22 protein-coding genes and 4 pseudogenes are annotated in these 24,334 nt (G+C 68.5%); 11 read left to right on the top strand and 15 right to left on the bottom strand.

Annotated elements, in window-relative coordinates:
• Positions 1–11 precede the first annotated feature (11 nt).
• The 8 genes from modC to ABFB10_RS08655 all read right to left on the bottom strand — a co-directional run bounded on the left by modC (position 12) and on the right by ABFB10_RS08655 (position 7,320).
• Positions 12–1,085 carry a molybdenum ABC transporter ATP-binding protein gene (gene modC, locus ABFB10_RS08690; RefSeq protein ID WP_347166209.1) on the bottom strand — a complete coding sequence of 358 codons (1,074 nt, stop codon included), beginning with the start codon at positions 1,083–1,085 and terminating at the stop codon, positions 12–14.
• Positions 1,082–1,774, bottom strand: a complete 693-nt coding sequence (gene modB / locus ABFB10_RS08685) for a molybdate ABC transporter permease subunit (RefSeq protein WP_347166208.1) — start codon at positions 1,772–1,774, stop codon at positions 1,082–1,084. The genes modC and modB overlap by 4 nt, the downstream gene beginning before the upstream one ends.
• Positions 1,774–2,523, bottom strand: coding sequence for a molybdate ABC transporter substrate-binding protein (gene modA / locus ABFB10_RS08680; RefSeq protein ID WP_347166207.1), 750 nt, complete (start codon positions 2,521–2,523; stop codon positions 1,774–1,776). Before modA ends, modB begins: the two co-directional genes overlap by 1 nt.
• A 292-nt stretch (positions 2,524–2,815) precedes the next feature.
• Positions 2,816–4,693 carry a sensor histidine kinase gene (locus ABFB10_RS08675; protein ID WP_347167977.1) on the bottom strand — a complete coding sequence of 626 codons (1,878 nt, stop codon included), beginning with the start codon at positions 4,691–4,693 and terminating at the stop codon, positions 2,816–2,818.
• A 94-nt stretch (positions 4,694–4,787) separates the two neighbouring features.
• Positions 4,788–5,369: a DUF6505 family protein gene (locus ABFB10_RS08670; protein ID WP_347166206.1), complete on the bottom strand. Its 582-nt coding sequence runs from the start codon at positions 5,367–5,369 to the stop codon at positions 4,788–4,790.
• Positions 5,366–6,070 (bottom strand): biotin/lipoate--protein ligase family protein, encoded by a 705-nt coding sequence (locus ABFB10_RS08665; RefSeq protein WP_347166205.1) that lies wholly within the window; start codon positions 6,068–6,070, stop codon positions 5,366–5,368. Before ABFB10_RS08665 ends, ABFB10_RS08670 begins: the two co-directional genes overlap by 4 nt.
• Entirely contained in the window at positions 6,067–7,128 is a 1,062-nt protein-coding gene (locus ABFB10_RS08660; RefSeq protein ID WP_347166204.1) for an Mrp/NBP35 family ATP-binding protein, read from the bottom strand. Before ABFB10_RS08660 ends, ABFB10_RS08665 begins: the two co-directional genes overlap by 4 nt.
• On the bottom strand, positions 7,129–7,320 hold the full coding sequence (locus tag ABFB10_RS08655; RefSeq protein WP_347166203.1) for a DUF6494 family protein: 192 nt from the start codon (positions 7,318–7,320) through the stop codon (positions 7,129–7,131).
• Positions 7,321–7,374: 54 nt separating this feature from the next.
• On the opposite strand from ABFB10_RS08655, the gene ABFB10_RS08650 reads away from it, so the two are divergent.
• Positions 7,375–8,127, top strand: a complete 753-nt coding sequence (locus ABFB10_RS08650; RefSeq protein ID WP_347166202.1) for a hypothetical protein — start codon at positions 7,375–7,377, stop codon at positions 8,125–8,127.
• On the opposite strand, the pseudogene ABFB10_RS08645 reads toward ABFB10_RS08650, so the two are convergent.
• A pseudogene (locus ABFB10_RS08645) lies at positions 8,105–10,050 on the bottom strand (4Fe-4S binding protein). The gene ABFB10_RS08650 and the pseudogene ABFB10_RS08645 sit on opposite strands and share 23 nt — an antisense overlap.
• Positions 10,051–10,422: 372 nt before the next feature.
• Between ABFB10_RS08645 and ABFB10_RS08640 the strand changes: the two are divergent.
• From ABFB10_RS08640 to ABFB10_RS08595, 10 genes and pseudogenes are all read left to right on the top strand, one after another.
• On the top strand, positions 10,423–10,959 hold the full coding sequence (locus ABFB10_RS08640) for a DUF3305 domain-containing protein (RefSeq protein WP_347167976.1): 537 nt from the start codon (positions 10,423–10,425) through the stop codon (positions 10,957–10,959).
• Complete coding sequence (locus ABFB10_RS08635) at positions 10,956–11,537, top strand: DUF3306 domain-containing protein (RefSeq protein WP_347166201.1); 582 nt, start codon at positions 10,956–10,958, stop codon at positions 11,535–11,537. The genes ABFB10_RS08640 and ABFB10_RS08635 overlap by 4 nt, the downstream gene beginning before the upstream one ends.
• A pseudogene (locus ABFB10_RS08630) lies at positions 11,534–12,135 on the top strand (TorD/DmsD family molecular chaperone). The gene ABFB10_RS08635 and the pseudogene ABFB10_RS08630 overlap by 4 nt, the downstream one beginning before the upstream one ends.
• Before the next feature lie 76 nt (positions 12,136–12,211).
• A complete protein-coding gene (locus ABFB10_RS08625; RefSeq protein WP_206563838.1) occupies positions 12,212–12,397 on the top strand; it encodes a twin-arginine translocation signal domain-containing protein in 186 nt (61 codons plus the stop codon).
• Positions 12,398–12,671: 274 nt separating this feature from the next.
• Positions 12,672–15,660 (top strand): annotated as a pseudogene (locus ABFB10_RS08620) (formate dehydrogenase subunit alpha).
• 12 nt (positions 15,661–15,672) lie between these two features.
• On the top strand, positions 15,673–16,266 hold the full coding sequence (fdh3B, locus tag ABFB10_RS08615; protein WP_023848587.1) for a formate dehydrogenase FDH3 subunit beta: 594 nt from the start codon (positions 15,673–15,675) through the stop codon (positions 16,264–16,266).
• Between the two features lie 127 nt (positions 16,267–16,393).
• Positions 16,394–17,635 (top strand): formate dehydrogenase subunit gamma, encoded by a 1,242-nt coding sequence (locus tag ABFB10_RS08610; RefSeq protein ID WP_347166200.1) that lies wholly within the window; start codon positions 16,394–16,396, stop codon positions 17,633–17,635.
• Positions 17,635–18,891 carry a c-type cytochrome gene (locus ABFB10_RS08605; RefSeq protein WP_347166199.1) on the top strand — a complete coding sequence of 419 codons (1,257 nt, stop codon included), beginning with the start codon at positions 17,635–17,637 and terminating at the stop codon, positions 18,889–18,891. The genes ABFB10_RS08610 and ABFB10_RS08605 overlap by 1 nt, the downstream gene beginning before the upstream one ends.
• Positions 18,888–19,016 (top strand): hypothetical protein, encoded by a 129-nt coding sequence (locus ABFB10_RS08600; RefSeq protein WP_285803642.1) that lies wholly within the window; start codon positions 18,888–18,890, stop codon positions 19,014–19,016. The genes ABFB10_RS08605 and ABFB10_RS08600 overlap by 4 nt, the downstream gene beginning before the upstream one ends.
• A complete protein-coding gene (locus ABFB10_RS08595; protein ID WP_347166198.1) occupies positions 19,016–20,347 on the top strand; it encodes a sigma-54-dependent transcriptional regulator in 1,332 nt (443 codons plus the stop codon). Before ABFB10_RS08600 ends, ABFB10_RS08595 begins: the two co-directional genes overlap by 1 nt.
• 129 nt (positions 20,348–20,476) lie before the next feature.
• Here the strand turns inward: ABFB10_RS08595 and ABFB10_RS08590 are convergent, their stop codons facing one another.
• The 6 genes and pseudogenes from ABFB10_RS08590 to ABFB10_RS08565 form a co-directional block, all read right to left on the bottom strand.
• The gene (locus tag ABFB10_RS08590) at positions 20,477–20,986 is read right to left on the bottom strand and encodes a substrate-binding domain-containing protein (RefSeq protein WP_347166197.1); all 510 of its coding nucleotides are present in this window, start codon (positions 20,984–20,986) and stop codon (positions 20,477–20,479) included.
• 29 nt (positions 20,987–21,015) lie between these two features.
• Positions 21,016–21,348: pseudogene (locus tag ABFB10_RS08585) on the bottom strand (helix-turn-helix domain-containing protein); the annotation flags it as partial.
• 27 nt (positions 21,349–21,375) lie between these two features.
• The gene (locus ABFB10_RS08580; RefSeq protein WP_347166196.1) at positions 21,376–22,197 is read right to left on the bottom strand and encodes an ABC transporter substrate-binding protein; all 822 of its coding nucleotides are present in this window, start codon (positions 22,195–22,197) and stop codon (positions 21,376–21,378) included.
• Between the two features lie 35 nt (positions 22,198–22,232).
• Positions 22,233–22,973, bottom strand: a complete 741-nt coding sequence (locus ABFB10_RS08575; RefSeq protein ID WP_347166195.1) for an ATP-binding cassette domain-containing protein — start codon at positions 22,971–22,973, stop codon at positions 22,233–22,235.
• Positions 22,966–23,676: an ABC transporter permease gene (locus tag ABFB10_RS08570; RefSeq protein WP_347166194.1), complete on the bottom strand. Its 711-nt coding sequence runs from the start codon at positions 23,674–23,676 to the stop codon at positions 22,966–22,968. Before ABFB10_RS08570 ends, ABFB10_RS08575 begins: the two co-directional genes overlap by 8 nt.
• A 236-nt stretch (positions 23,677–23,912) precedes the next feature.
• Complete coding sequence (locus ABFB10_RS08565; protein WP_347166193.1) at positions 23,913–24,263, bottom strand: substrate-binding domain-containing protein; 351 nt, start codon at positions 24,261–24,263, stop codon at positions 23,913–23,915.
• Positions 24,264–24,334: the final 71 nt, after the last annotated feature.

Here is a 24,334-nt window from a genome sequence, read left to right as displayed (position 1 = left end):
CGCGTGCCGCTCTAGGCCCCGCCCACGTCCTCGCGCGCGATGGCGACGGATTTGATGACCGCGTAGCAGGTCACGCCGGGGGCGAGGCCAAGCGTCTGGGCCGAGCGCTGGGTGACCCGCGCCAGCACCCGTCCGGCGGGCGTGTCCAGCGACACCATGGCCCCCGGGCCGTCGCCCTCGCGCACCGTGTCGACGGTGCCGGGCAGGATGTTCAGGGCCGAGAGCCCCTCGGGGCGGTGGCGGGCCGGGATGACCTCTTGCGCGGCGATGCGGACCCGCAGCACGGCCCCCGGGGGCTGCGCCACGGCGGGCAGGAACAGCGGCACGCCGCCCGCGTCCAGCTCGGTCAGCCCGTCGGCGTGCTGCCGTGTCACCCGCGCGGTCAGGATGGCGCCCACGGCGCGCACCCCGGTCGGCGTCACGGCGGGGTCGGCCAGCACCGCGTCGGCGCTGCCCTGCCGGATCACCCGCCCGGCCTGAAGCACCACGACCGAGGTCGCCAGCCGCGCCACCTCTGCCGCCGAGTGGCTGACGTAGAGGATCGGGCACTGCGCCTCGTCCCTGAGCCGCTCGAAATAGGGCAGGATCTCGGCCTTGCGGGCCTCGTCCAGCGCCGCCAGCGGCTCGTCCGCAAGGATCAGGCCGGGGCGCGCCAGAAGCGCCCGCCCGATGGCGACCCGCTGCTTTTCGCCGCCCGACAGCGCGGCGGGGCGGCGCGACAGCAGCGCCCCCAGCCCCAGCATCTCGACCACGCGGGTCAGGTCTGCGCCCGGCCCGTTGAACCAGCGCCCGTAAAGCAGGTTCTGCCGCACGGTCAGATGCGGGAACAGCCTCCCCTCCTGAAAGATGTAGCCAAGGCGCCTGCGGTGCGGCGGCAGCCAGATGCCGCGCGTGCTGTCGGCCAGCACGCGCCCGTCCACGACCACGCGGCCCGCGTCGGGCCGCATCAGCCCGGCGACCGCGTTGATGACGCTTGTCTTGCCCGACCCGGACCGCCCGAACAGCACCGTCACCCCGGCGGGCGCCTCGAAGGCCGCATCCAGCGTGAAGCCCGGCAGGGCGTGGCGGAGCGCGACCTCTATCATGCGCCGGCGATCCGGGCGGCCACGCGCCGCGACAGCCATTCCGACAGCAGCAGCGCGCCCATGGCCACCACGACAGAGACCACGACCAGCCGCAGCGCCGATCCCTCGCCCCCCGGTACCTGCAACAGCGCGTAGATGGCCGAGGGCAGGGTCTGCGTCTGCCCGGGGATGTTCGAGACGAAGGTGATCGTGGCCCCGAACTCGCCCATGGCCTTGGCGAAGGCGAGGATGGCGCCGGTCAGGATGCCGGGCAGGATCAGCGGCAGGGTGACGGTGGCGAAGACCCAGGCGCGCGAGGCGCCCAGCGTGGCGGCGGCCTGTTCAAGCCGCGGGTCGACCGCCTCGATCGACAGGCGCATGGCACGCACCATCAGCGGAAAGGCCATAATCGCGGCGGCCAGCGCCGCGCCGGTCCAGCGAAAGGCGACGGTGATCCCGACCTCCTGCAACAGCGACCCCACCGGCCCGCGCGTCCCGAAGGTGATCAGCAGCAGGTAGCCGGTGACCACGGGCGGCAGGATCAGCGGCAGGTGCACCAGCCCGTTCACGACTTGCTTGCCGGGAAACTGCCAGCGCGCCAGCGCGTAGGCCACGAACAGGCCGAAGGGCAAAGACAGCAGCATTGCCCAGAAGGACACGCGCAGGGACAGGGCGACCGCCTGCCATTCCTGCGGCGTCAGCCAGTCCATCAGTCCCCCAGAACGGCGAAGCCGTGCGTTTCGAAGGTCTCTGCGGCCTCTGGGCTGGAGAGGTAGGTCAGGAAGGGCTGTGCCAAGGCCTCCTGCCCGGTCCGCGCGGCCATGGGGTAGGTGATCGGGTCGTGGCTGTCTTCGGGGAAGAGGCCCGCGATGCTGACCCCCGGATCGGCCAGCGCGTCGGTGCGGTAGGTCACGCCGAAGGGCGCCTCTCCCAGCGAGACCAGCGCCAGCGCGGCGCGCACGTTGTCGGTCTGGGCCACGTTGCCCGAGACGCTCTCCCAGAGGTCAAGGGTCGTGAGCGCCTGCTTGCCGTAGAGGCCCGCCGGGACCGCGTCGACCAGCGCCATGGCAAGGCGGCCCTCGCCCAGCATCCCGACAAGATCGAGGTCGGGCGTGATCTCGACCGGCGCGGAGGGCCCATGCGCCACCAGAGCCAGCCGGTTGGCCAAGAGGTCCGCGCGGGTGTCTTCGGCGATCAGCCCGTCCTCTTGCAGGACGTCCATCCACGCGGTGTTGGCAGAGACGAAGACCTGCGCGGGCGCGCCCTGCTGGATCTGGCGGGCCAGCGCCGAGGACCCGGCGTAGGACAGCACCACGGTGTCGCCGCTGGCCGCCTCGTAGGCGGTGGCGATCTCGTCGAGCGCGGTCTTCAGGCTTGCGGCGGCAAAGACGGTGACCTGCTCGGCGGTCGCGGCGGAACCGAGGGTCAGGGCGAGAAGCAGGGTCAGGGTGCGTGTCATGCCCGATTGATGCCACGGCTTGCGGGGGCGTGCCAGTGGGCCTTTGTCCAGTATCCCGCTTGCGCGATGAAGCCGGTTGGGGCGGCGCGGGCGACGCAGGGCAGCCGGATAGGCAGCGCCCCGGGCTGTGACGGCTCGTGCGCCGCAAGTCCGGGCGCTGGCCCCGCAGCGACCCTATCCTGTGGCGCGCGCTGTCAGAGGCAGAGCCGGACCCACGGCGCGTCCGTTTCCGCGACCTGCGCCGCGCAGGATTGCGCCCGCTCCGCAGCGCAGCCGGTCCCGCAGGGGGCCGTCAGGCAGCGGGCAGCCAGACAGAGAACTCGGCGCCGCCCTCGGGCGGGTTGCGGTAGGTGATGCGGCCCCCGGCGCGCTGCACCAGCGTCTGCGAGATCGACAGGCCCAGCCCCGTGCCCTCGGCCTGCTTGGTGGTGAAGAAGGGGTCGAAGACCGTGTCCACCAGCGCCGCCGGTACGCCCGGGCCGGTGTCGCGGACGATCAGCAGCGCGCCGTCGCGGTCCCGGGTCTCTGGCCGCAGCGTCAGGAAGATCGTGCCCTCCACCTCCATCGCGTGCACAGCGTTCACCAGAAGGTTGATGACCACCTGCTGTATCTCGCCGCGCCCGATGCGCACGGGCGGGGTTTCTTCATGAAGATCGGCCCTGACCCGGACATCGGCGCGCGACAGCACGTGGTCCACCAGCACGAGGCAGTCGCGCACCACCGGCGCCAGCGCCACCGCCTCATCGGTTCCGGCATAGTCGTCGGGCCGCGCGAATTGCAGCAGCTTGCCGACGATCGAGTTGATCCGCCCGACCTGCGCGTCGATCAGCGCGATCTCAGTCTCGACGGGGGCCGACCGCGCGCCCAGCGTCTCGCGTAACACGTCGAGGTTGCCCTGAATGACGGCGACGGGGTTGTTGATCTCATGCGCGACCCCCGCCGTGATCTCGCCGATCGAGGCCAGTTTCTCGCTCATGACCAGCTGTCGCCATGTGTCTTCCAGCTTGGCATTGGCCTCGCGCAGCTCTGCGGTGCGGTCCTCGACCCGTTGTTCCAGTTCCTCGGCCCAGGCGCGCAGGCGGGCGTCGCGGTCCTGCACCTGATCCAGCAGGTCGTCGAGATGTCCCGCGACCTGCCCGATCTCGTCCGAGGACCGCCGCACGCCGTTGCGCGCGGACAGGTTGCCCTCGCGCACCCGGCGCATGGTCTGGGTCATCTGCTCCAGCGGCGCGAAGACGCCCTTGGCCAGCCACAGGAACAGCGGCACCGACAGCAGCAGCACGCCCGCGAAGGCGGCCAGCATGGTCAGGTAGGCCTTGCGCTTGGCGGCGGCGAAAGGCGCCTCGAGGAAACCGACATAGAGCATCCCCACGGGCCGGTCGAAGCTGTCGCGCAGGGGCAGGTAGCCCGAGATATACCACTCGTTCACCACGAAGGCCCGGTCGAGCCAGGTCTGGCCTTCGTCAAGCACCGCGTGGCGGACCTCGGCGCTGACGCGGGTGCCAAGGGCGCGCACGTCCTCGAAGAGGCGGACATTGGTGGAAATGCGCACATCGTCGAGGAACAGCGTCGCGGTGCCCTGCCGGTCGCCTCCGGTGATGGCGTTCAGGTAGACCAGCGCGTTGATCGTATCGATGAAGGTCAGGTTGCGGTTCAGAAGGATACCGCCCACCAGCGCGCCCGCCTTGCCGTTCAGCCGCACCGGGGCGGCGGAATGCACGACCATGCCGCGATCCTCGGCGGCGCGGTCTGTGGGCACGGCGGCGCGGGTGGGGATCAGGTCGATCTTCGCCCGCTGCTCCAGCGCGCCGGGAAAACTGGCCAGAACCTCGGGTCCGAAGAGGTCGATGGCGGTGGCGGCCTGACCGTCCAGCGCATTGCGGATCACCGGCCAGCGCGCCTCGGTGCCCTCGGGCACGAAGGTGAGGAAGTCCAGCCCCAGCGCCTGCCGCTTGCCCGCGAAGAAAGAGGCCTGCGTCTCGGGCGGGGCGTCCAGCACGGCGGCGAACTCGACCGACTCGGCCACGCCCGCCAGCTCGTCGCCCGTCGTCCGCATGATCCGCGACAGGTATTGTTCCGCGATCCGAAGATCGGATTCGACGTTTGCGATCAGGACCTTGTCGTAATCCGAAGTCCAGCGCGTCATGCCCAGAAGCAGAAGCAGCGGCATCAGGATGACCAGCGGCGCCAGCGCGAGGAACAGCAGGCGGACGCGAATGGTCCGCAACAGCCCGCGCCGCGCCGCGCCGGTCACCGGGCCGCGCTCAATGCTTGCAGCCCGGGCCGTGGACGTGGCCCTGCCCCGGGCCGTCGCCATGATCGTCGCCATGGCCGTGCCCGTGGTCGTGCCCGTGGTCGTGAGCGTGCAGCGGCTCTGCATCGCCGTGCACGGCGAATTGCGACAGGTCCGCCTGATCCGCCTCGATCACGCGGAAGGCCTCGCGGACCCCGGCATCGGAGAGCTCGCGCACCACGGTCAGCAGCGTGTTCGGGTCGTGATCCTCGCAGAGGTCGCCCATGTGGAAGATCTCTTCGCGGGCGACCGGGCGGGCGGCCTCGACCGAGGGCGCGCCGTAGTAGGTGACGAAATGCTGCGCCAGGGCGATTTCCAGCGCCTCGATCTCGGAGGCCTCCGCCTGCGTCACGGCGACGAAGGTCACGCGCCCGAAGGTTTCCAGCCCCAGCCAGCCGTTGGCGAAGGCCTGCCGCGCCTTGCCGACAAGGTCGCCCTCGGTCCAGTCCGAGAACTCAAACCCGCCGGAGATGCACCACTCGCCGGTCCGCGCCGGAGAGGCAAAGACGAACTGGTCGCTTTCGTCGAAATGGATGGCCCTTGCCAGTTTCACGGGGTGTCCTCCAGAAGCGTCGTAAGCGGGATGGCCTGCGTGTCCTTGCCGACGCGCAGCAGCATGCCAAAGTCCTCGTCCACGCCGAGGAAGGTGCCGGTGGCCCCGCCCTGCGTGACCTCGTCACCGATGCCATGCGCCAGCCCGCGCCATTCCGCGTGCAGCGGGCGGGGGCCTTCGTCTTCCCAGCGGGCAATCCACGCCAGCGTGTGCCGCGCCCAGCTTTCGACCAGCCGCGCCGGATCGACATCGGCGCAGCCCTCGACGAAAAGCGCGGTACGGTCGGGGGTCAGGCCGGTCTCTTGCTGCGTGGGCAAGAGGTCGAGGTCGAAGGAAACCACCAGCCAGTCGGGTTGCAGGGCAGGGTCCTGCGTCGCCGCAAAGACCCGCATCCGCCCGCAACCGGCGCCGTTGACGCGCAGGCCGCCGTTCCAGTCCAGATGCACCGCGACCTCTGGCGGGGCCAGCGCGCCCAATGCGTTCTGGAAGCCGACGCCGCAGAGCGGCAGCATGGCCATGGCCTGCGCCAGCGCCACTTCGGGCGCCAGCACCAGCGCCGCGCCCACCCGGTCGGCGGCCACGCGCCAGGTCACGAGGCCCGCGTCCACGCCCTGAATGGCGCGCAGCACGGCGGCCTCTGCCGGGTCGCGGGTGACCGCCTCGCCATGCATGGCCGGGGGGAAGGTCAGCGCCTCCGTCATGCGACGCCCTGATCCACCAGCGCCTTGGCGATGGCGTGGAAGGCCTGCGCCTGCGGGCTGTCGGGCTGGCTGACCACGATGGGTGCGCCGCCGTCCGAGGCCAGCCGGATCTGCAGGTCCAGCGGCACCTCTGCCAGAAGGGGCACGCCCAGCTTGGCCGCCTCTGCCGCGACGCCGCCATGGCCGAAGACATGTTCCTCATGCCCGCAGTTCGAACAGATATGCGTCGACATGTTCTCGATCATGCCGAGGATCGGCACCTTCAGCTGCTTGAACATGTCCAGCCCCTTGCGCGCGTCCAGAAGCGCCACGTCCTGCGGGGTGCTGACGATCACCGCGCCATCGACCTGCGCCTTCTGCGCCAGCGTCATCTGCACGTCGCCGGTGCCCGGCGGCAGGTCCACGATCAGCACGTCGAGCGCGCCCCATTGCACCTGCATCATCATCTGTTGCAGCGCGCCCATCAGCATCGGGCCGCGCCAGACCACGGCCTGGTCCTCGTTGGTCATCAGGCCAATGGACATCATCGTGACGCCATGGTTGCGCAGCGGCAGGATGGTCTTGCCGTCGGGCGAGGCGGGCCGCCCGGACACGCCCAGCATGCGCGGCTGCGAGGGCCCGTAGACGTCGGCGTCCAGAAGCCCCACGCGCCGCCCCTGCGCCGCCAGCGCACAGGCGAGGTTGGCCGAGACGGTGGATTTGCCCACGCCGCCCTTGCCCGAGGCCACCGCGATCAGGTGGTTCACGCCGGGGATCTTCTGCGGGCCTGCAGGCTCTGCCCGGCGCTGCGGTTTCAGGTCCGGCGGCGGCGCCTTTTCGGTATGCCCGGTCAGCGCGATCATCACCTTGGGCGCGCCGGCGGCCTTCAGCGCCGTCTCGGCCTGGGCCTGCACGGGCTGCCACTGGGCGGCCTGCTTGGGCGGCACCTCCATGACGAAGCGCACGGCCCCGTCCTCTGCCACGTTCAATGCACGCATGACGCCGGAAGAGACGATATCCTCGCCCCCCGGCCCCTTGATCCCCTTGAGAAGGGTCAGAACCTCGTCGCGGTCAGGCACTCAGGATTGTCCCTTGATCTCGCCGGTGACCTCGTGGGTCAGGTCCAGTTCCTCGATGGTGACGACGGCCTTGACCCTGTAGGCCTTGCCGGCGGTGTCATGCTCGCGCATGGCTTCCTCGATGGCCTGCTGCGAGGTGACGCCCACCTGCTTCAGGAACTTGCGCATCGACATGTTGAAATCGTCGCTCATCTCGTCTCTCCCATGGTCGTTGACGGATCGCTCTGGCGCGGCCTAGGCTGCGCCATGCGTGTCTGGTTGCTGATACTGGTCCTTGCGGTGCTGCCCTTCAAGGCCGCGGCACAGGATCGGGCGGTCGCGCTTTACGCCCCGCCCGCGCTGGTGGACACCGGCCTGCTGGACTATGCGCTGCCCCGCTTCAAGCTGAAGACGCAGGTGCGCGTGGATCTGGTTGATACGCCCGAGGCCGCGCAGGTGGTGCTGGGTGCGACAGGCGTGCCGCTGTTTCAGGGCGGCGGGCAGGTCTGGGCCATGCAGGTCACCGATCAGACCGAATGGACCGACCGCTTCGCCGACTGGCTGGGCGGCGAGATCGGCCTGACCACGGTGCTGTCCTACGCGCCCGAGGGCGCGCCGCTCTTCACCGCCGCCGAGGTGGCAGAGGTTCAGGACGCGGTCCCGGTGATGGATGGCGACCCGGCGCTGGGGCTGACCGTTGCGCGGGTGAAATGCACCCGCTGCCACAGGGTCGAGCCGGGCGGCGGCGTGATGGGCATCGGCTCGACGCCCAGCTTTTCCCTCCTGCGCGGCCTGCCCGACTGGGAGGCGCGCTTTGCCGGATTCTACGCGCTGAACCCGCACCCGGCCTTCACCCAGATCGAAGAGGTCACGCCGCCCTTCGACATCGCGCGGCCCAGCCCCATCGTGCCCATCGAGCTGACGCTCGACGAGGTCGACGCGGTGCTGGCCTATGTCGCCGCGATGCAGGCCGCAGACCGGGGGCGCCGCTTGCGCATCAGTGATCGCGCCGCTTGCTGAGGTAGTCGTCGGTGGTGCGCGGGCGCGGACGCTCCTTGCCCGCGAAGGGGTTGTCCTCGGCGTGGAACTGCGCGTTCACCCGGCAATCGTCGCACATCTGGATCATCCGCAGCTTGTCGCCCGCGAACATCGCATGCGAGGACAGCTTTTCCGTGATCCGCTCGATGGTGGATTTCACGCCGAAAAGCGCGCCGCATTCGATGCAGGGGAAGGGTTCTTCCTCTTTCAGGACGCGCTGGCTTAGCGCCGCCTGCGTCAGGTCGAGGCGCGGCTCCAGCGTGATGGCATCCTCGGGGCAGATGTTGGCGCAGAGGCCGCATTGCAGGCAGGCGTCCTCCTGAAAGCGCAGCTCGGGCCGGTCGGGGTTGTCGCCAAGCGCGCCCGAGGGGCAGAGCGAGACGCAGGACAGGCAGAGCGTACACGACTCCTGATCCACCAGCACCGCGCCGTAGGGCGCGCCAGCGGGCAGGTTCAGTACCTCGGTCTCGGGGTGCAGGGCGCGGGCCGCAAGGCGGGTGATCTGGCGCTGCGTGCCCATGGGGCGGACCGGCTGCGCGACCGCGGCCGGGGCTTCTTCGCCATAGAGGACGTCGGTCATCGCGTCGGGGTCGGCGGGTTCCAGCAGCTGCACCGCCATGTCACCGCCGATGGCGCGGGCCAGCGCGACCTGCGCCTCGACGGCATCGCGTTCGAACCCGGGGCCGGGCAGCAGGCTGACAGAGGCGAACCCAGCCCCCAGCGCGGCGACGATCTGGGCATGGCCGAAGGCGCCCAGCTTGGGCAGCTCCAGCGGGATCACGTCGGCGGGCAGGCCCGCACCATGGCGCGCGGCAAGGCGGATCATCTCGGCCCCGTGGGCGTCATGTGCCAGCAGGCGCGGGGTCGTGCCGCCCGCCTTGAGGTAGGCCTGCGCAAGGGTCTGCACGCGGCGCATGATCTCGTCGACCGGCGGGGCGTCGTAGGTGATCGCGCCCGAGGGGCAGACGGCGGAACAGGCGCCGCAGCCCGCGCAGATCATCGGATCGACGGTCACATGCTCCCCGGCGGGGGTGATCGCGCCGGTTGGGCACAGATCCAGGCAGCGCGTGCAGCCGGTCTGTTCGGCACGGGAATGGGCGCAAAGCAGCGGCTCCATCCGCACGTGCAGCACCTTCTCGAAGGTGCCGGTCAGATGCGAGGCCGCCAGCACCGCCGCCGACACCGCCGCCGCGTGGCCGGGATCGGCGCGCAGGTAGCCTTCGCGCTTTTCATGCGCCGGGAACAGCGGCGCGGCGCCGCGCAGGTCCAGCAGGATATCGCATTCCGAGACCCCGCCGTCGCGCGGCTCGGTCAGGGTCAGCGGGCCACGCCCGCCGGGTTCCACCATGCGCAGGGCGTCGATGACCACCTCGAATTGGCCCAGAGCGCCCTTGGCGCGGCGCAGCTGGCCGGTCAGCACGTCATAGGCGCGGGTGTCGGGGATGTCAGAGCCTTCGGGCAGCAGCACCGTGACGCCAAGGTGGTCCTTCAGCGCCTCGGCGGCGGGCAGGGCCACCTCGGGCGCGCCGAGGATCAGGCACAGCCCGTCCGAGATCACGTCCATGGTCTTTTCCGGCGCGGCGGGCAGCAGGGCCTCGGCGGTCAGCGCGGACATTTTGGCCAGTTTCGGGGCGGGATCGTCGCTCCACCCGGCGCGGTCGCGCAGGTCCAGCAGGGGGGCGGGGCGACCGCCAGTTCCTCGGCGAGGGCCTCGAAGACCGCCGCCTCCTGGGTGCAGCAGAAAATCGTGTCACCCTGCGTCAGGGCCTCTGCCGCGCGGTCGATCTGGGTGGTGCAGAGGGCCGAACAGGCGGGCCGCACGTCACAGCCGGTGGCCTGTGAAAGGGCCTCTGCATCGATGGTCTGCGTGCCCAGACAATCGCATGTTATCAGCGTCTTGACCATGGATCCTCCTCTTGGTGAGGGCGCCGTCGAAGGCTGTGCCCGCTGCCTGGATAGGCGGCTAGCTACACATGATTCGGGTGGCCTCACAACCGCTTTCGCCCGCTCTTGGGCCCGCCCCCGGCCTTGCCCGCACCCCGCTTTGGGTTCGGTGATTCGGTCGTACACACTCTGCCCGTTTCCTGAGCGAAACAGTCATGATGGACACATTGGCCAAGCTGTCCCGGCGCCCGGTTCAGGCCCGGTCAAAATGACCGCAAAGCGCGAATGGAATACGATGGCGTACAAATCCGCTTTCGCAAAAGGCCCGTATTTTGCAAGGGTAGAGCCAAGGAGGAGCCCGTGATCCACCACAACCCGAAAGCCTATCGTACCCTGCCGGTGGGTGTGGTCCTGCGCCGCACGCCCGGCGTCACGCGTTGGGCAAAGTGGCACTGGACCTGTTCCGCCGTCCTGCCGGGCGCCGCGCCCGCCGACTGGAAAGAGATGCGGCGCGAGGGCGAGGCGGTGGAATACCACGCCGCCACCCCGGTGCTGGAACTGCATGGCGCCGAGGCAGAGGCCTATCTGCACGGGCTGTCGATCGCGGTGCCCAGTCTTTACGTGGTCATGCGCGCGGTGCATGGGCAGGACTTTCCCTACGAGGTGCTGCTGGTGACGGCCTCGCCCTACGAGGCGCAGGATTACACCGACAGCGGCGAAGAGGTGGTCGAGAAGGTGCCGATGCCCGCCGGGCTGGTGGCCCGGGTGCAGGAATTCGTCGAGGAACATTACCGCGAAGAGACCTTCGTCAAACGCAAGCGCGACAAGAAGCGCACCGACCTCACGCAGGACGGCATCGGCGATCCGCGCGTCGGCAAAGCGGCGGATGTCTACGCGTCCCCGGCGCTGAAGCGGGGGCGTCTGATATGAGCGATTTCTGGTCCCGCCGCCGCGCCGCCGTCCAGCAGGAAACCCGGGCCGAAGAGGCCGAGCAGGAGGCCGCCGTTCAGGCCCGCACCGAGCAGGCACTGGCCGAGCGCTCGGACGAGGAGTTGCTGGCCGAGGCCGGGCTGCCGCTGCCCGAGGATATCGTCAGCGGCGAGCAGGTGCAGGCCTTCCTTAAGGCCGCGCTGCCGCAGCGGCTGAAGACCCGCGCGCTGCGCGCCCTGTGGAAATCGAACCCGGTGCTGGCCTGCGTGGACGGGCTGAACGACTACGACGGCGATTTCACCGCTGCCGCCTACGAGGGGCAGGAGGTCAAAACGCTCTACAAGGTCGGGCGCGGGCTGGTGGATACCTTCGCCGACCTCAAGCCCGCCGTTGCCACGCCCGAGCCGGAAGTCGACGAGGCCCCCGAGGCCGCGCCCGAAGGCGACGAAGCCCCGCAGGAGGCCGTGCAGGTGGCCGCCGCGCCGGACCCCGCCGCAGAGGCGCCGGAGGCCGACCCGATCCCGGTCGCCTCGCGCCGGATGCGTTTCACATTCGACCCGCTGGAAGGAGCGTCATGACCGCCGCAACCGCGCCCCAGATTGCCGAGGAAGACCGCCTCCGCGCCGATCTCTACAATTTTCTGGGCCTGATCCTGTCGGGCCCGCCGGACGAGATGCTGCTGGCCCAGACCGCCAGCCTTTCGGGCGACGCGGGCCCCCGGGGCAGGCGATCACCACGCTCGCCAAGATGGCGAAGGTGACGAAGCCGCGGTCTGTCGCCTCCGAGTACAACGAGCTGTTCATCGGGCTGGGGCGCGGCGAGCTTCTGCCCTACGCGTCCTTCTACCTAACCGGTTTCCTGAACGAGAAGCCGCTGGCGGTGCTGCGGCAGGACATGCGCGCACAGGGGCTGGCGCGGGCCGAAACCGTCTTCGAACCCGAGGACAATATCGCCAGCCTGATGGAGATGATGGGCGCGCTGATCGTGGGCCGCTTTGGCACACCCGCGTCGCTGGGGAAGCAGCGCGACTTCTTCAACAAGCATATCGCGCCCTGGGCCGGGCACTTCTTTGCCGACCTCGAAGGCGCGAAGAACTCTGTCTTCTACGCGCCCGTGGGCACCATCGGTCGCTGCTTCGTCGAGATCGAGGCAGAGGCCTTCCGCATGGGCGGATAGGGATTTTTAACCGCCGGTCGGACTGCCGGCATTTCTGGCGCCAAGGCGCTGCAACACCAAGAAGAGGAGGCTCTTGATGAAGAAGGAAGAAGGCGCATCGCGCCGTGATTTCCTCAAGCTGGCCGGAACGGCGGCACCCGCGGCAGCGGTTGCCGTGGCGACCGCCGGGCAAGAGGCGCAGGCCGCCGAGCCCGACCTGTCGTCCGACCGGATGCAGGATACCGCGCACACCCGCGCGTACTTCGCCAGCGCGAAGTTCTGAGGGAGTGCAGCCCGAAAAGTGGGCACCGGTTTTCGGACAAGCTGCGCGACACCAAGCGTGCAGCCCGAAAAGTGGGCACCGGTTTTCGGATAGGCTGCGCGTCCGGGCAAGACCGGGTCCGCAACGATCCCGATACATCCGCAAGGCCCGCCAAGGCGGACCCGGCACAAGAACCGACCGAGGCGACTGGTTGCGTGACGCCCGACTGCCAAGGTCATGAGCCCCAACCAAGCAAGCAAGGACATGGGTCCGCGCGAGCAAGGGAGAGAGAAACATGCTTAGGAAAAAGACCAACGGGGTAGCGAGACGCCCCCAGCGGACTTCGATCCTGTCCGAGGCCGCAAATGCCTCGGTCGACCGCCGCGCCTTCCTGCGCGGGTCCGGTCTGGCCATCGGCGGCCTTGCCGCCATTGCCGCGACGGGCGGAACCGTCCAGCAGGCCAGCGCCGCCACCGCCGCCGCGACCGGCGCCGTGGAGCTGAAGAAATCCGTCTGCACACACTGCTCGGTCGGCTGTACCGTCATGGCAGAGGTGCAGGATGGCGTCTGGACGGGTCAGGAACCCGGCTGGGACAGCCCCTTCAACCTGGGGTCCCACTGCGCCAAGGGCGCCTCGGTGCGTGAGCACGCCCATGGCGAGCGCCGCCTGAAGTATCCCATGAAGAAGGTCGCCGGAGAATGGGTCCGCATCTCGTGGGACGAGGCGATCAACGAGATCGGCGACCAGATGATGTCGATCCGCGAGGAAAGCGGGCCGGATTCCGTCTACTGGCTGGGCTCTGCCAAGCATTCGAACGAGCAGGCCTACCTGTTCCGCAAGTTCGCCGCCTACTGGGGCACGAACAACGTGGATCACCAGGCGCGGATCTGCCACTCGACCACCGTTGCGGGCGTTGCGAACACATGGGGCTACGGCGCCATGACCAACAGCTACAACGACATCCATAACTCCAAGGCGATCTTCATCATCGGCGGCAACCCGGCCGAGGCGCACCCCGTCTCGCTCTTGCACGTCCTGCGCGCCAAGGAGCAGAACAACGCCCCGCTGATCGTCTGCGATCCGCGCTTCACCCGCACCGCCGCGCATGCGGACGAATACGTCCGCTTCCGTCCCGGTTCGGACGTCGCGCTGGTCTGGGGCATCCTCTACCACATCTTCGACAACGGCTGGGAGGACAAGGAATTCATCCGCACCCGTGTCTGGGGGATGGACCAGATCCGCGAAGAGGTGAAGAAGTGGACGCCCGAAGAGGTCGAGCGTGTCACCGGCACCCCGGGCTCGCAGCTGAAGCGCGTGGCCATGACGCTGGCCAACAACCGTCCCGGCACCGTGATCTGGTGCATGGGCGGCACCCAGCACTCGAACGGCAACAACAACACCCGCGCCTACTGCATCCTGCAGCTTGCGCTGGGCAACATGGGCACCTCTGGCGGCGGCACCAACATCTTCCGCGGCCATGACAACGTGCAGGGCGCCACGGACCTTGGCGTTCTGGCCGATACCCTGCCGGGCTACTACGGCCTGTCCAAGGGGTCCTGGCAGCACTGGGCGCGCGTCTGGGAAGAGGATTTCGATTACCTCGCCGGTCGCTTCGCGACCATGAAAGGCGCGGACGGCAAGGACAAGGCGATGATGAACATCACCGGCATCCCCGTCAGCCGGTGGATCGACGGTGTCCTCGAAGCCAAGGAGAACCTCGAACAGCCCGACAACACCCGCGCGATGGTGTTCTGGGGCCACGCGCCGAACTCTCAGACCCGTCTGGTCGAGATGAAGGGCGCGATGGAGAAGCTCGACCTGCTGGTCGTGGTGGACCCCTATCCCACCGTCTCGGCGGTGCTGCACGACCGCACCGACGGCGTGTACCTGCTGCCCGCCGCGACGCAGTTCGAGACCCGGGGTTCGGTCACCGCGTCCAACCGCTCGCTGCAATGGCGCGAGCAGGTGGTCGCTCCGCTGTTCGAATCGCTGCCGGATCACACGATCATGCACAAGTTCGCCACCAAGTTCGGCTTTGCGGACCGCATGTTCCGCAACATCGAGGTGGTCGACGGAGAGCCGGTGGTCGAGGATCTGACCCGCGAGTTCAACAAGGGCATGTGGACGATCGGCTACACCGGGCAAAGCCCGGAGCGCCTGAAGAAGCATATGGCCAACCAGCACACCTTTGACCGCACGACGCTGCGGGCGCTGGGTGGACCCTGCGACGGCGACTTCTACGGGATGCCGTGGCCCGCATGGGGCACAGCCGAGATGAACCACCCCGGGTCGGCCAACCTCTATGACGTCTCGCTGCCGGTGGCGCAGGGCGGCATGGGCTTCCGGGCGCGTTTCGGCGTCGAGCACGAGGGCGACAACCTGCTGGCCGAGGGCGTGGCCCCGGTCGGGTCGGAAATCCCCGACGGCTACCCCGAGTTCACCATGCAGATGCTCATCGACCTCGGCTGGGACAGCGACCTGACCGCGGAAGAGCGCGCGGTGATCGAGCGTGTCGCGGGCTACGAGGCCCCGGAAGAGGCCGACGAGGGTCAGGCGGAGGTCGGCGAGACCTCGCAGCAGGGTGACCGCCCCAGCGACTATGCTGCGGCTGTCGGCGGCGTAAACTGGAAGACCGACCTTTCCGGCGGCATCCAGCGCGTTGCCATCGCCCATGGCTGCGCGCCCTATGGCAACGCCAAAGCGCGTGCGGTGGTCTGGACCTTCCCGGACCCGATCCCGCTGCACCGCGAGCCGCTGTACACCAACCGCCGCGATCTGGTGGCCGACTACCCGACCTACGAGGACAAGTCCTTCTGGCGGGTGCCGACCATGTACGCGTCGATCCAGAAGAACGACTTCAGCCAGGATTATCCGATCATCCTGACCTCGGGGCGCCTCGTGGAATACGAGGGCGGCGGGGACGAGACCCGGTCGAACCCCTGGCTGGCGGAACTGCAACAGGACATGTTCGTCGAGATCAACCCGCGCGACGCCAACAACCTTGGTGTGCGTGACGGGGCCGATGTCTGGGTCGAAGGCCCGGAAGGCGGCAAGGTCAAGGTCATGGCTCTGGTGACCGAACGGGTGGGCGAGGGCGTGGCCTTCATGCCCTTCCACTTCGGCGGCCATTTCCAGTGGCGAGGACCAGCGGTCGAAATACCCCGACGGGGCCGACCCCTATGTCCTGGGCGAAAGCACCAACACGGCGCAGACCTACGGCTACGACTCGGTCACCCAGATGCAGGAGACCAAGGCCACCCTCTGCAAGATCATGCCGGCATAAGGAGAGAACGATATGGCAAGAGCGAAGTTTCTCTGTGACGCCGAGCGCTGCATCGAATGCAACGCCTGTGTCACGGCCTGCAAGAACGAGCACGAGGTGCCCTGGGGGATCAACCGCCGCCGCGTGGTGACGATCCAGGACGGCAAGCCGGGCGAACGCTCGATCTCGGTGGCCTGCATGCACTGTTCGGACGCGCCCTGCATGGCCGTCTGCCCGGTGGATTGCTTCTACCAGAACGAGGAAGGCGTGGTCCTGCACTCCAAGGACCTGTGCATCGGCTGCGGTTACTGCTTCTACGCGTGCCCCTTCGGCGCGCCGCAGTATCCGCAGGCCGGCAACTTCGGGTCGCGCGGCAAGATGGACAAATGCACCTTCTGCGCCGGTGGCCCCGAAGAGAACAACTCGAATGCAGAGTTCTCGAAGTACGGGCGCAACCGGATCGCCGAGGGCAAGCTGCCCATCTGCGCCGAGATGTGTTCCACCAAGGCCCTGCTGGCCGGGGACGGCGACGTGGTCTCGGGGATCTACCGCGAGCGCGTCGTGGCCCGTGGCTTCGGCTCGGGCGCATGGGGCTGGGGCACCGCCTACGACCAGAAAGGCGGCTGAGGCCGTCCGCCGAGGGTGGGTCCGCGACCCGCCCTTCCTGAACCTAATCCGGTCCGCGCCGCAGGGTGCGGGCCGTTTCCCCCTTGGCCGTGCGGCGGCGGGGGCAGATTTCCTGACGGGGTAAGTGATGTCAAAACGGTCCAGCGGCTTCGGCCTCTTCATGCTTCTGGCCCTCGGGCTGGTGATCGCCGGGGTCTTCTTCCTGCAACCGCCACGGATCGAGACCAGCCGCGAGGCGGAACTGGCGCAGGCGCGCGAGGCGACCGGCGGCGCGCAGACGCTGGAGGACATCCTTGCCCGCCAGCGCGGCGAGCAGATCGACGACAGCTTCCGCTCTTCCAACACCGGTTTCGGCGAAGAGGCGGGCGTGCCGCAGCTTGGCACGCTGGGCGGGGCCTCGGACCCCGACCTCTGGCGCGCGCTGCGCTACGACACCATGCCGGACGTCCGCGCGTCCACCCGCAACGACGTGGGCAAGGTGCTGGTGCAGGACGGCGGCATGGCCTGGTGGCAGTTCCGCGAGGGCCCGCTGGCCATCTGGGGCGGCTGGGCGCTGCTGGGCACCATCGGGCTGCTGGGCCTGTTCTTCCTGCTGCGTGGCCGCGTGCGGATCGAGGGCGGCACGACCGGCACCACGGTCACGCGCTTCGCCGGGTTCGAGCGCTTTACCCACTGGATGACGGCGGGTTCCTTCATCCTGCTGGGCCTGACCGGGCTTGCCACGCTCTTCGGGCGCATGTTCATCGCGCCGCTTCTGGGCAAAGAGGTGAACGCGACGCTGCTGGTCTGGTCCAAGCTGATCCACAACAATGTCTCTTGGGCCTTCATGCTGGGCGTCATCCTGATGTTCGTGCTCTGGGTCTGGCACAATATCCCGAACAAGCTGGACCTGATCTGGTTCAAGCAGGCCGGTGGCATCATCGGCAAGAACCACCCGCCCGCGAAGAAATTCAACGCCGGTCAGAAGATCATCTTCTGGTCCGTGGTGGTCTTCGGCTTCTCGATCTCGCTGTCGGGGCTGTCGCTGCTCTTCCCCTTCGAACTGCCGCTCTTTGCCAAGACCTTCAGCATCATCAACGAGCTTGGCCTGCCCGGCTGGGTCGGCATGGGGCCGCTGCCCACCAACCTTGCCCCGCAAGAGGAAATGCAACTGGCGCAGGCCTGGCACGGCATCGTGGCCTTCCTGTTCATGGTGATCATCCTCGCCCATATCTACATCGGCTCCGTCGGGATGGAGGGCGCCTTCGACGCCATGGGCTCCGGTCAGGTGGACGAGAACTGGGCCGAACAGCACCACTCGATCTGGTACGCCAAGGTCAAGGCGAAGGAGGGCGGCAAGCCCGTCGCCCACCACAGCCCGGCGGAGTGATGCGCGCGCTTGCGGGCGCGCTGCTGGTGGCCCTTGCCGGGGCCGCCGCGCAGGCGCAGGAGTTCACGACGCTGAAGGGCCACGGCGGGCCGATCATGGGCATCGCCGTGGACGATGCGGGCCGGGTCGCGACCGCAAGTTTCGACAACTCTGTCGGGGTGTGGACCGGGCGCGCGCCGGACTGGCTGGAAGGGCACGAGGCCGCCGTGAACACGGTTCTGGCGGTCGGGGGCCTGCTGCTGTCGGGCGGGGACGACTACACCGTCCGTCTGTGGGGCGAGGCGCCGCGCGTGCTGGGCACCCATCTGGGCAAGGTCACCTCGCTGGCTGTCCGCGACGGCGTGGTGGCCAGCGGATCGTGGGACGGGACCGTGGGCCTCTGGCCGCTGGAGGGCGCGGGCCGCAGGCTGGAGGCGCCGGGCGGCGTCAACGCCGTGGCCTTCGGGGAGGGCGCGCTATACGCCGCAACCTCTACCGGCCAGCTGATGCGCTACGATCTTGCAACGGATCAGGCCCTGCCGGTGATCAGCCACGGCTTCGGCATCAACGAGGTCATCGTGACGCCGGACTGGATCGCCTATGGCGCGGTCGATGGCGGCACGCGGGTCATCGACCACGACGGCGCAGAGATCGCGGACTTCACCCTCGACCGCCGCCCGATCCTGTCGATGGCCTACGACGCCGGGACCCACAGTCTGGCCGTGGGGGACGGGCAGGGCTACATCATGATCGTGGACACCGCCGACTGGACCATCGCCCGCGACTTCCGCGCCACCCGGCAGGGGCCGGTCTGGGCGCTGGCCTTCTCGCCCGATGGCGCGACGATCTGGGCGGGCGGCCTCGACGACGTGGCCTATGGCTGGCCGGTCGCCAGTCTCGACGCCTTCGACCCGGGCATCACCGGAGAGCGGTCCTTCCTTCAGGACCCCGAGACCATGTCCAACGGCGAGCGGCAGTTCATGCGTAAGTGCTCGATCTGCCACGCCCTGACCCCCGGCCCCAGCCGCAAGGCCGGGCCGACACTGCACGGGGTCTTTGGCCGCGCCGCCGGGGCGGTGCCGGGCTATATCTATTCCCCGACCCTCGACGGGTCGGATATCGTCTGGACGGACCAGACGATCGACGCATTGTTTGACGAGGGCCCGGATCACTATATTCCGGGTTCCAAGATGCCGATGCAGGTGATCTCTGGCGCGCAGGACCGCGCCGACCTGATCGCCTTCCTGCGTTCGGCCAGCACGGAGACAAAAGAATGAAGGCAATGATCCTTGGTTTCGTGGCAATCGCCGCCATCGGATACGGCGCGCATTGGGCGCTGACCAACGAGCTGGACTATTCCACCGCCGACCGTGCCACGGGCCAGAACGTCCGCCTGGACTGATGGACGGCAAGGACTACGGCAGCGACCTCGCCGGTGCCTCGATCCTGGTGATCGACGACGAGCCGGGGATGCGCAATTTCCTGTACAAGACGCTTCAGCCCCGGGTGAAGCGCATCGAACTTGCGGGCTCTGCCGAAGAGGCCTCGACCAAGCTGGACGAGAGCCATTTCGACGTGGTGATCCTCGACAACGTGATGCCGCGCAAGACCGGCCTGGAATGGGTGACCGAGCAGCGCAAGCTGGGCTTTCTGGCGGATACGATCCTGATCACCGCCTATGCGGACCTGGAAACGGCGATTGCCGCGCTGCGCGCCGGGGTCAGCGATTTCGTGCTGAAGCCCTTCCGCGCGAACCAGATCCTTGGCGCGGTGGCGCGCACGCTGGACCGCAAGTACCTGCGCCGCGACAACACGCTGCTGCGCCACGAGCTGAACGCCGAGGCGCAGGGCAGCAAGCTGCTTGGCACGTCGGAACCGATGGCCGAGGTGCGCACCATGCTGAAGAAGCTGGCGCCGCTGCCGACGCCGGTTCTGTTCACCGGCGCCAGCGGCACCGGCAAGGAACTGGCGGCGCGGCACCTGCACCAGTTGTCGGACCGTGCCGGTCGGCCCTTCGTGGCGGTGAACTGCGCGGCGATCTCGCCCGATCATATCGCGCAGGAGCTCTTTGGCGTGAACGGGCCGGGCGACGAGATGAAGCCGGGGCTGTTCCTGCTGGCCGATGGCGGGACGCTGTTTCTGGACGAGATCGCGCAGATGCCCGATCAGGTGCAGGCGGCGCTTCTGCGGGTGCTGGAAGACCAGCGCGTGCGGCCCATCGGCGCCGAACGCGAGTTTCCGCTGAACCTGCGCTTTCTCTTCGCCACCAATACCGCGCTGGAAGAAGAGGTCGGGCAGGGCCGCTTCCGCGCCGATCTTTACCACCGCATGAACGTGGTGCGCATCCATATGCCGCCACTGAAGGACCGTTCCGAGGACATCACCGAACTGGCGGCGCTGTTCATGCAGCAGTTTTCCGCGACGCTGGGCCTGCCGGCGCTGGACCTGTCCGGCGAGACGCTGCTGAAGATGCGGCGCTACGACTGGCCCGGCAATGTGCGCGAGCTGAAGAACCTGGTCGAGCGGTCGGTGATCCTTGGCGATTTCCCGGCGGAATTCGCCGGTGACACGCGGGTGACCGGCGCGCGCGCCATCGAGAACCTCGAACAGGTGATGCAGCGGCATATCCTGCACGTGCTGGACCTTTGCGAGGGCAACCGGGCCGAGGCCGCGCGGCGGCTGGGGGTCAGCCGCAAGACCATCGACCGGCGCGTGACCGCCTGGGAGGGGTAATGCGCGGCTGATCGCGGCAGAGGGGCGCTGCCCCTCGTCGCTGCGCGCCTCACCCCGGGATATTTGCGGACAGAAGAAGCAGGGTCCTGTGCCGGAGCCGGAGCCGGGGCCGGGGCCGGGGCGGCGGGGTCAGGCGTTCCAGCGCACGGTGCCGAGGCCGGTGAGATCGTAGCCGCCCATGCGTTCGGCCCGGGTGGCCATGGCCTCTGACTGGCAGAAGGTCATCAGGCGCTGCATCGGCGTTTCGAACCATGCGCGGCGGTTCACCAGGAGGTCGAAGCGTTCGTCGATGAGCGGCACGAAGGGCAGGCCGAAGTCCTGCGCGACCGAGTGCAGGCCAAGGGTGGCGTCGGCCTCGCCGCGGGCCACTGCCTGCACGGCCTCTGTTTCGGTGCGGGCGATGTCGGTCAGGACCATGTCCGAGAGGGCGAGGCCCGCGCGATCCGCCAGTTGCCGGAACAGCACGTCGCTGCCGGAATCCGGCTGGCGGGGCACGACGCGGCGCCCGCGCAGATCGGGCATCGCGGTGATGCCGGTGATGCTCTGACCCAGCACCAGACCGCGCGCGCGCGTGGCGAAGCGCACCAGAACGGCGTTCTGGTCGAGCCAGAGTAGCGGTCGACGCTGGGGATGTTCCATTCGCGGCCTTCGGGATCCTGAAGGTGCAGGCCCGCCGCGACGCCTTCGCGCCGGTTGAAGCGGGCCAGCCCGTCGGTGGAGCCGTCGAAGTAGCTGGCCAGCCCGCAGCGCGATTCGCGGATCGCCCAGTCCAGCAGCGGATCGTGGCTGCCCAGCACCACGGCGGGGCGCGGCACCTTGGGCACGTGGCCCTGGCTGTGTTTCAGCAGCCAGGCCCGCACGCCGCGCGCGGGAAACAGCAATTTGCCGGTGGCGCGGGTGCAGGGCACCTCTCCGCTGGAGGCAAGGTCGTAGACCTTGCGCTCCTTGATGCGCAGAAGCTCTGCCAGTTCCGGGACCGTCAGGTATTCGGGTTCTGCCATGGGGGCCTGTGTTGTGGCTTACCCCTGTCAGCTACCCTGTTTCGGCGCGTTGGGGAAGAACAGCTGCTGGCCGTCGACCTTGTAGGCGCCGATGGCCTCTTGTCCCTCTGCCGACAGAAGCCAGTCGGTGAAGGCCTGTGCCGCGTCGACATTGACCGAGGGGCATTTCTCGGGGTTCACCGGGATCACGCCGTACTGGTTGAAGAGGTCGTTGTCGCCCTCGACCGCGATCTGGTAGTCCTGCTTGTTGGCAAAGCTGATCCAGGTCGCGCGGTCGGTCAGCACATAGGCGCCCATGCCGATGCCCGCGTTCAGCGTCGCCCCCATGCCCGAGCCGGTCTCGCGGTACCATTCGCCCGAGCCGCTGGCCGGGTCGACCTCTGCCGCCGTCCACAGCGCGCGCTCCTTCTTGTGGGTGCCGCTGTCGTCGCCGCGCGAGGCAAAGAGCGCCTCGGCCTCGGCGATGGCGGAAAGCGCCGCCTCGATGTCCGAGGTTCCGGCGATGCCGGCGGGATCATCGGCGGGGCCGACCAGCACGAAGTCGTTGTACATCAGGTCGGTGCGCAGGGTGCCGCCGCCCTCGGCGACGAATTTCTCTTCCGAGGCCTTGGCATGCACCAGCAGCACGTCGCCGTCGCAATTGGCGGCATTGCTGATCGCCTGACCGGTGCCCACGGCGACCACGTTCACGGTGATGCCGGTCTTGTCCGAGAAGATCGGCAGCAGGTGGTCGTAGAGGCCGGAGTTGGCGGTCGAGGTGGTCGACTGCACGATGATCGCCTCCTGCGCGGCGGCGCAGAGGGGAAGCGCTGCCAGAAGGCCGGCAACGGTCAGGGTCTTGAATGTCATGGTATCCTCATTGGTCTTTCGGGGTGGGTCGGGGGTCAGACGATCAGCCTGCCGTTCAGGAAATCCACGGCCTCGGCGCTGCGGGGCGCGGCAAAGAAGGTCTCTGCCGGGGAATGTTCGGTGACGCGCCCCCGGTTCAGGAAGACCACGTCGTCGGCCAGGCGCCGGGCCTGCCCGATGTCATGCGTCACGAGGATCACCTTCACGCCCCGGTCGCGGGCCTGCAGCGTGATGTGCTCGATCGCGAGGACAGAGGCGGGGTCGAGGCTGGCGGTGGGTTCGTCCAGCAGCAGCACCTTCGGGTCCAGCGCCAGCGCGCGGGCCATGGCAAGGCGCTGCGCCTCGCCGCCGGACAGGGCGCGGGCGGGCTGGCGGGCCTTGTCGGCAAGGCCGACATGGGCCAGCAACCCCGGCGCCAGCGTGCGGTCCTTGCGGCGGGATTTCAGCACGAAGTCGAGATTGGCGGCGACCGAGCGGCGCAGCAGAACGGGTTTCTGGAACACCAGCGCCTGCGAGGCCGTCATCGTCGCGGCGGGTCGGCCGTTCCATGTTGCGGTGCCCGCCGTGGGCACCGTCAGCCCGTGGGCCAGCTTCAGCAGCTGGCTTTTGCCGGCGCCGTTCGGGCCCATGACGGCGGTCACACCCTGCCCGGGCAGGGCAAGGTCGACGCCGTCCAGCACCGCCCGCCCGCCAAGGATCAGCCGGACGCCCGAGAGGCGCAGCGCCATGTCGGTCGACGTGTCGAGCAGGGCCTCGGGTGCCGAGAGATCACGCATGGGCTTCCTGCCTTTCAGCGGAGATCCGCAGCCCCTGCACCAGCGCGTTCACGCCAAGGGCCAGCGCCATGAGGATGATCCCCAGCGCCATGGCCAGCGCCAGTTCGCCCTTCGAGGTTTCCAGCGCGATGGCGGTGGTCATGACGCGGGTCAGGTGGTCGATGTTGCCGCCGACGATCATCACCGCGCCGACCTCTGCCACCGCGCGGTCGAAGCCCGCCAGCGCCACGGTCGCCAGCGCCGTCCGCGCGTCCCAGAGCAGCGCCTGCACCCGTTGCAGCCGCGACAGGCAGAGCGAGCGGAAATGCTCGGCGTATTCGGCGTTCATGTCTTCGAGGATCTGCCGCGACAGGGCGGCGACGATGGGTGTGATCAGGATCGTCTGGGCGATGATCATCGCCGTCGGCGTGTAGAGCAGCCCGAGAAAGCCCAAAGGCCCCGCGCGCGACAATTGCAGGTAGACGATCAGGCCCACGACCACCGGCGGCAGGCCCATCAGCGCGTTCAGCAGCACCAGCGCCGCGCCGCGCCCGCGAAACCGCGCGATGGCCAGCAGCGCGCCCAGCGGCAGGCCGATCAGGCAGGCGATCAGGGTGGCGGACAGGCTGACGCGCAGCGACAGGGCGACGATTTCGGCAAGGTCGCCCGAAGGCGAGACCACCAGCCCGAGGGCCAGAGAAAATGCCTCTCCGAAATCCTGCATGATTTCCCGTCACCTCTCCCGGCAATGACCCTTAGGGTACGGGGCAGGAATGGCCCTTCGCAAGAGGAAGTTTGACCGTTCACGATGCCCGATGCCAGCTGTGGCGGGGCGTGCTGTCCCGCAAGGCTGGAAGAAATGCGCCATATTGCAGGATTATGCAGGGGTGGATGCCCTGCGCCTGAAACGCAACAGGCGCCCCCGAAGGGACGCCTGCGATACTCGTTACGCTGTCCGGGTCACTCGGACAGAACGAAGGGGGCGGTGTACTTGTCAACGTTGTCGGCGGTGATCAGGACGCAGTCGAACAGTTGCTTTTCCTCGGCCACCATCGGCTCGCCGTTCTTGATGTAGTAGTCGGCCTGACGCACCGCCGCTTCGGCGAAGACGGCGACCGGCTGCAGCACGGTATAGGCCAGTTCACCGGCCTTGATGGCGTCGACCGCATCCGGCGAGCCGTCGAAACCGCCGACGATGGTGCCTTCGAGCTTGCCGGCCTCTTTCAGCGCGGCGATGGCCCCAAGCGCCATCTCGTCGTTGCCCGAGATCACGGCGTCGATTTCGGGGTTGGCCTGAATGATCGACTGCATCTTGTTGTAGCCACTGGGTGCGGTCCCAGTTGGCCACTTCCTGCGCGACCTTTTCCAGCGTCGGGTACTGC

It is taken from the genome of Ponticoccus litoralis, from assembly GCF_039769985.1.
In the GTDB taxonomy this organism is placed as follows: domain Bacteria; phylum Pseudomonadota; class Alphaproteobacteria; order Rhodobacterales; family Rhodobacteraceae; genus Ponticoccus; species Ponticoccus litoralis.
Note: the sequence above shows the minus strand (reverse complement) of the source record. Positions and strands in the feature narration are given on the sequence as shown.

What these genes read in the sequence shown, in the direction of transcription:
- ABFB10_RS08590 (WP_347166197.1), bottom strand. Translation starts at nt 20,986, where the DNA reads ATGGAACATCCCCAGCGTCGACCGCTACTCTGGCTCGACCAGAACGCC.
- ABFB10_RS08605 (WP_347166199.1), top strand. Translation starts at nt 17,635, where the DNA reads ATGCGCGCGCTTGCGGGCGCGCTGCTGGTGGCCCTTGCCGGGGCCGCC.
- modC (WP_347166209.1), bottom strand. Translation starts at nt 1,085, where the DNA reads ATGATAGAGGTCGCGCTCCGCCACGCCCTGCCGGGCTTCACGCTGGAT.
- modA (WP_347166207.1), bottom strand. Translation starts at nt 2,523, where the DNA reads ATGACACGCACCCTGACCCTGCTTCTCGCCCTGACCCTCGGTTCCGCC.
- ABFB10_RS08625 (WP_206563838.1), top strand. Translation starts at nt 12,212, where the DNA reads ATGAAGAAGGAAGAAGGCGCATCGCGCCGTGATTTCCTCAAGCTGGCC.
- ABFB10_RS08655 (WP_347166203.1), bottom strand. Translation starts at nt 7,320, where the DNA reads ATGAGCGACGATTTCAACATGTCGATGCGCAAGTTCCTGAAGCAGGTG.
- ABFB10_RS08580 (WP_347166196.1), bottom strand. Translation starts at nt 22,197, where the DNA reads ATGACATTCAAGACCCTGACCGTTGCCGGCCTTCTGGCAGCGCTTCCC.
- fdh3B (WP_023848587.1), top strand. Translation starts at nt 15,673, where the DNA reads ATGGCAAGAGCGAAGTTTCTCTGTGACGCCGAGCGCTGCATCGAATGC.
- ABFB10_RS08600 (WP_285803642.1), top strand. Translation starts at nt 18,888, where the DNA reads ATGAAGGCAATGATCCTTGGTTTCGTGGCAATCGCCGCCATCGGATAC.
- ABFB10_RS08610 (WP_347166200.1), top strand. Translation starts at nt 16,394, where the DNA reads ATGTCAAAACGGTCCAGCGGCTTCGGCCTCTTCATGCTTCTGGCCCTC.
- ABFB10_RS08635 (WP_347166201.1), top strand. Translation starts at nt 10,956, where the DNA reads ATGAGCGATTTCTGGTCCCGCCGCCGCGCCGCCGTCCAGCAGGAAACC.
- ABFB10_RS08675 (WP_347167977.1), bottom strand. Translation starts at nt 4,693, where the DNA reads ATGCCGCTGCTTCTGCTTCTGGGCATGACGCGCTGGACTTCGGATTAC.
- ABFB10_RS08565 (WP_347166193.1), bottom strand. Translation starts at nt 24,263, where the DNA reads ATGCAGTCGATCATTCAGGCCAACCCCGAAATCGACGCCGTGATCTCG.
- ABFB10_RS08650 (WP_347166202.1), top strand. Translation starts at nt 7,375, where the DNA reads ATGCGTGTCTGGTTGCTGATACTGGTCCTTGCGGTGCTGCCCTTCAAG.
- ABFB10_RS08665 (WP_347166205.1), bottom strand. Translation starts at nt 6,070, where the DNA reads ATGACGGAGGCGCTGACCTTCCCCCCGGCCATGCATGGCGAGGCGGTC.
- ABFB10_RS08575 (WP_347166195.1), bottom strand. Translation starts at nt 22,973, where the DNA reads ATGCGTGATCTCTCGGCACCCGAGGCCCTGCTCGACACGTCGACCGAC.
- ABFB10_RS08570 (WP_347166194.1), bottom strand. Translation starts at nt 23,676, where the DNA reads ATGCAGGATTTCGGAGAGGCATTTTCTCTGGCCCTCGGGCTGGTGGTC.
- ABFB10_RS08595 (WP_347166198.1), top strand. Translation starts at nt 19,016, where the DNA reads ATGGACGGCAAGGACTACGGCAGCGACCTCGCCGGTGCCTCGATCCTG.
- modB (WP_347166208.1), bottom strand. Translation starts at nt 1,774, where the DNA reads ATGGACTGGCTGACGCCGCAGGAATGGCAGGCGGTCGCCCTGTCCCTG.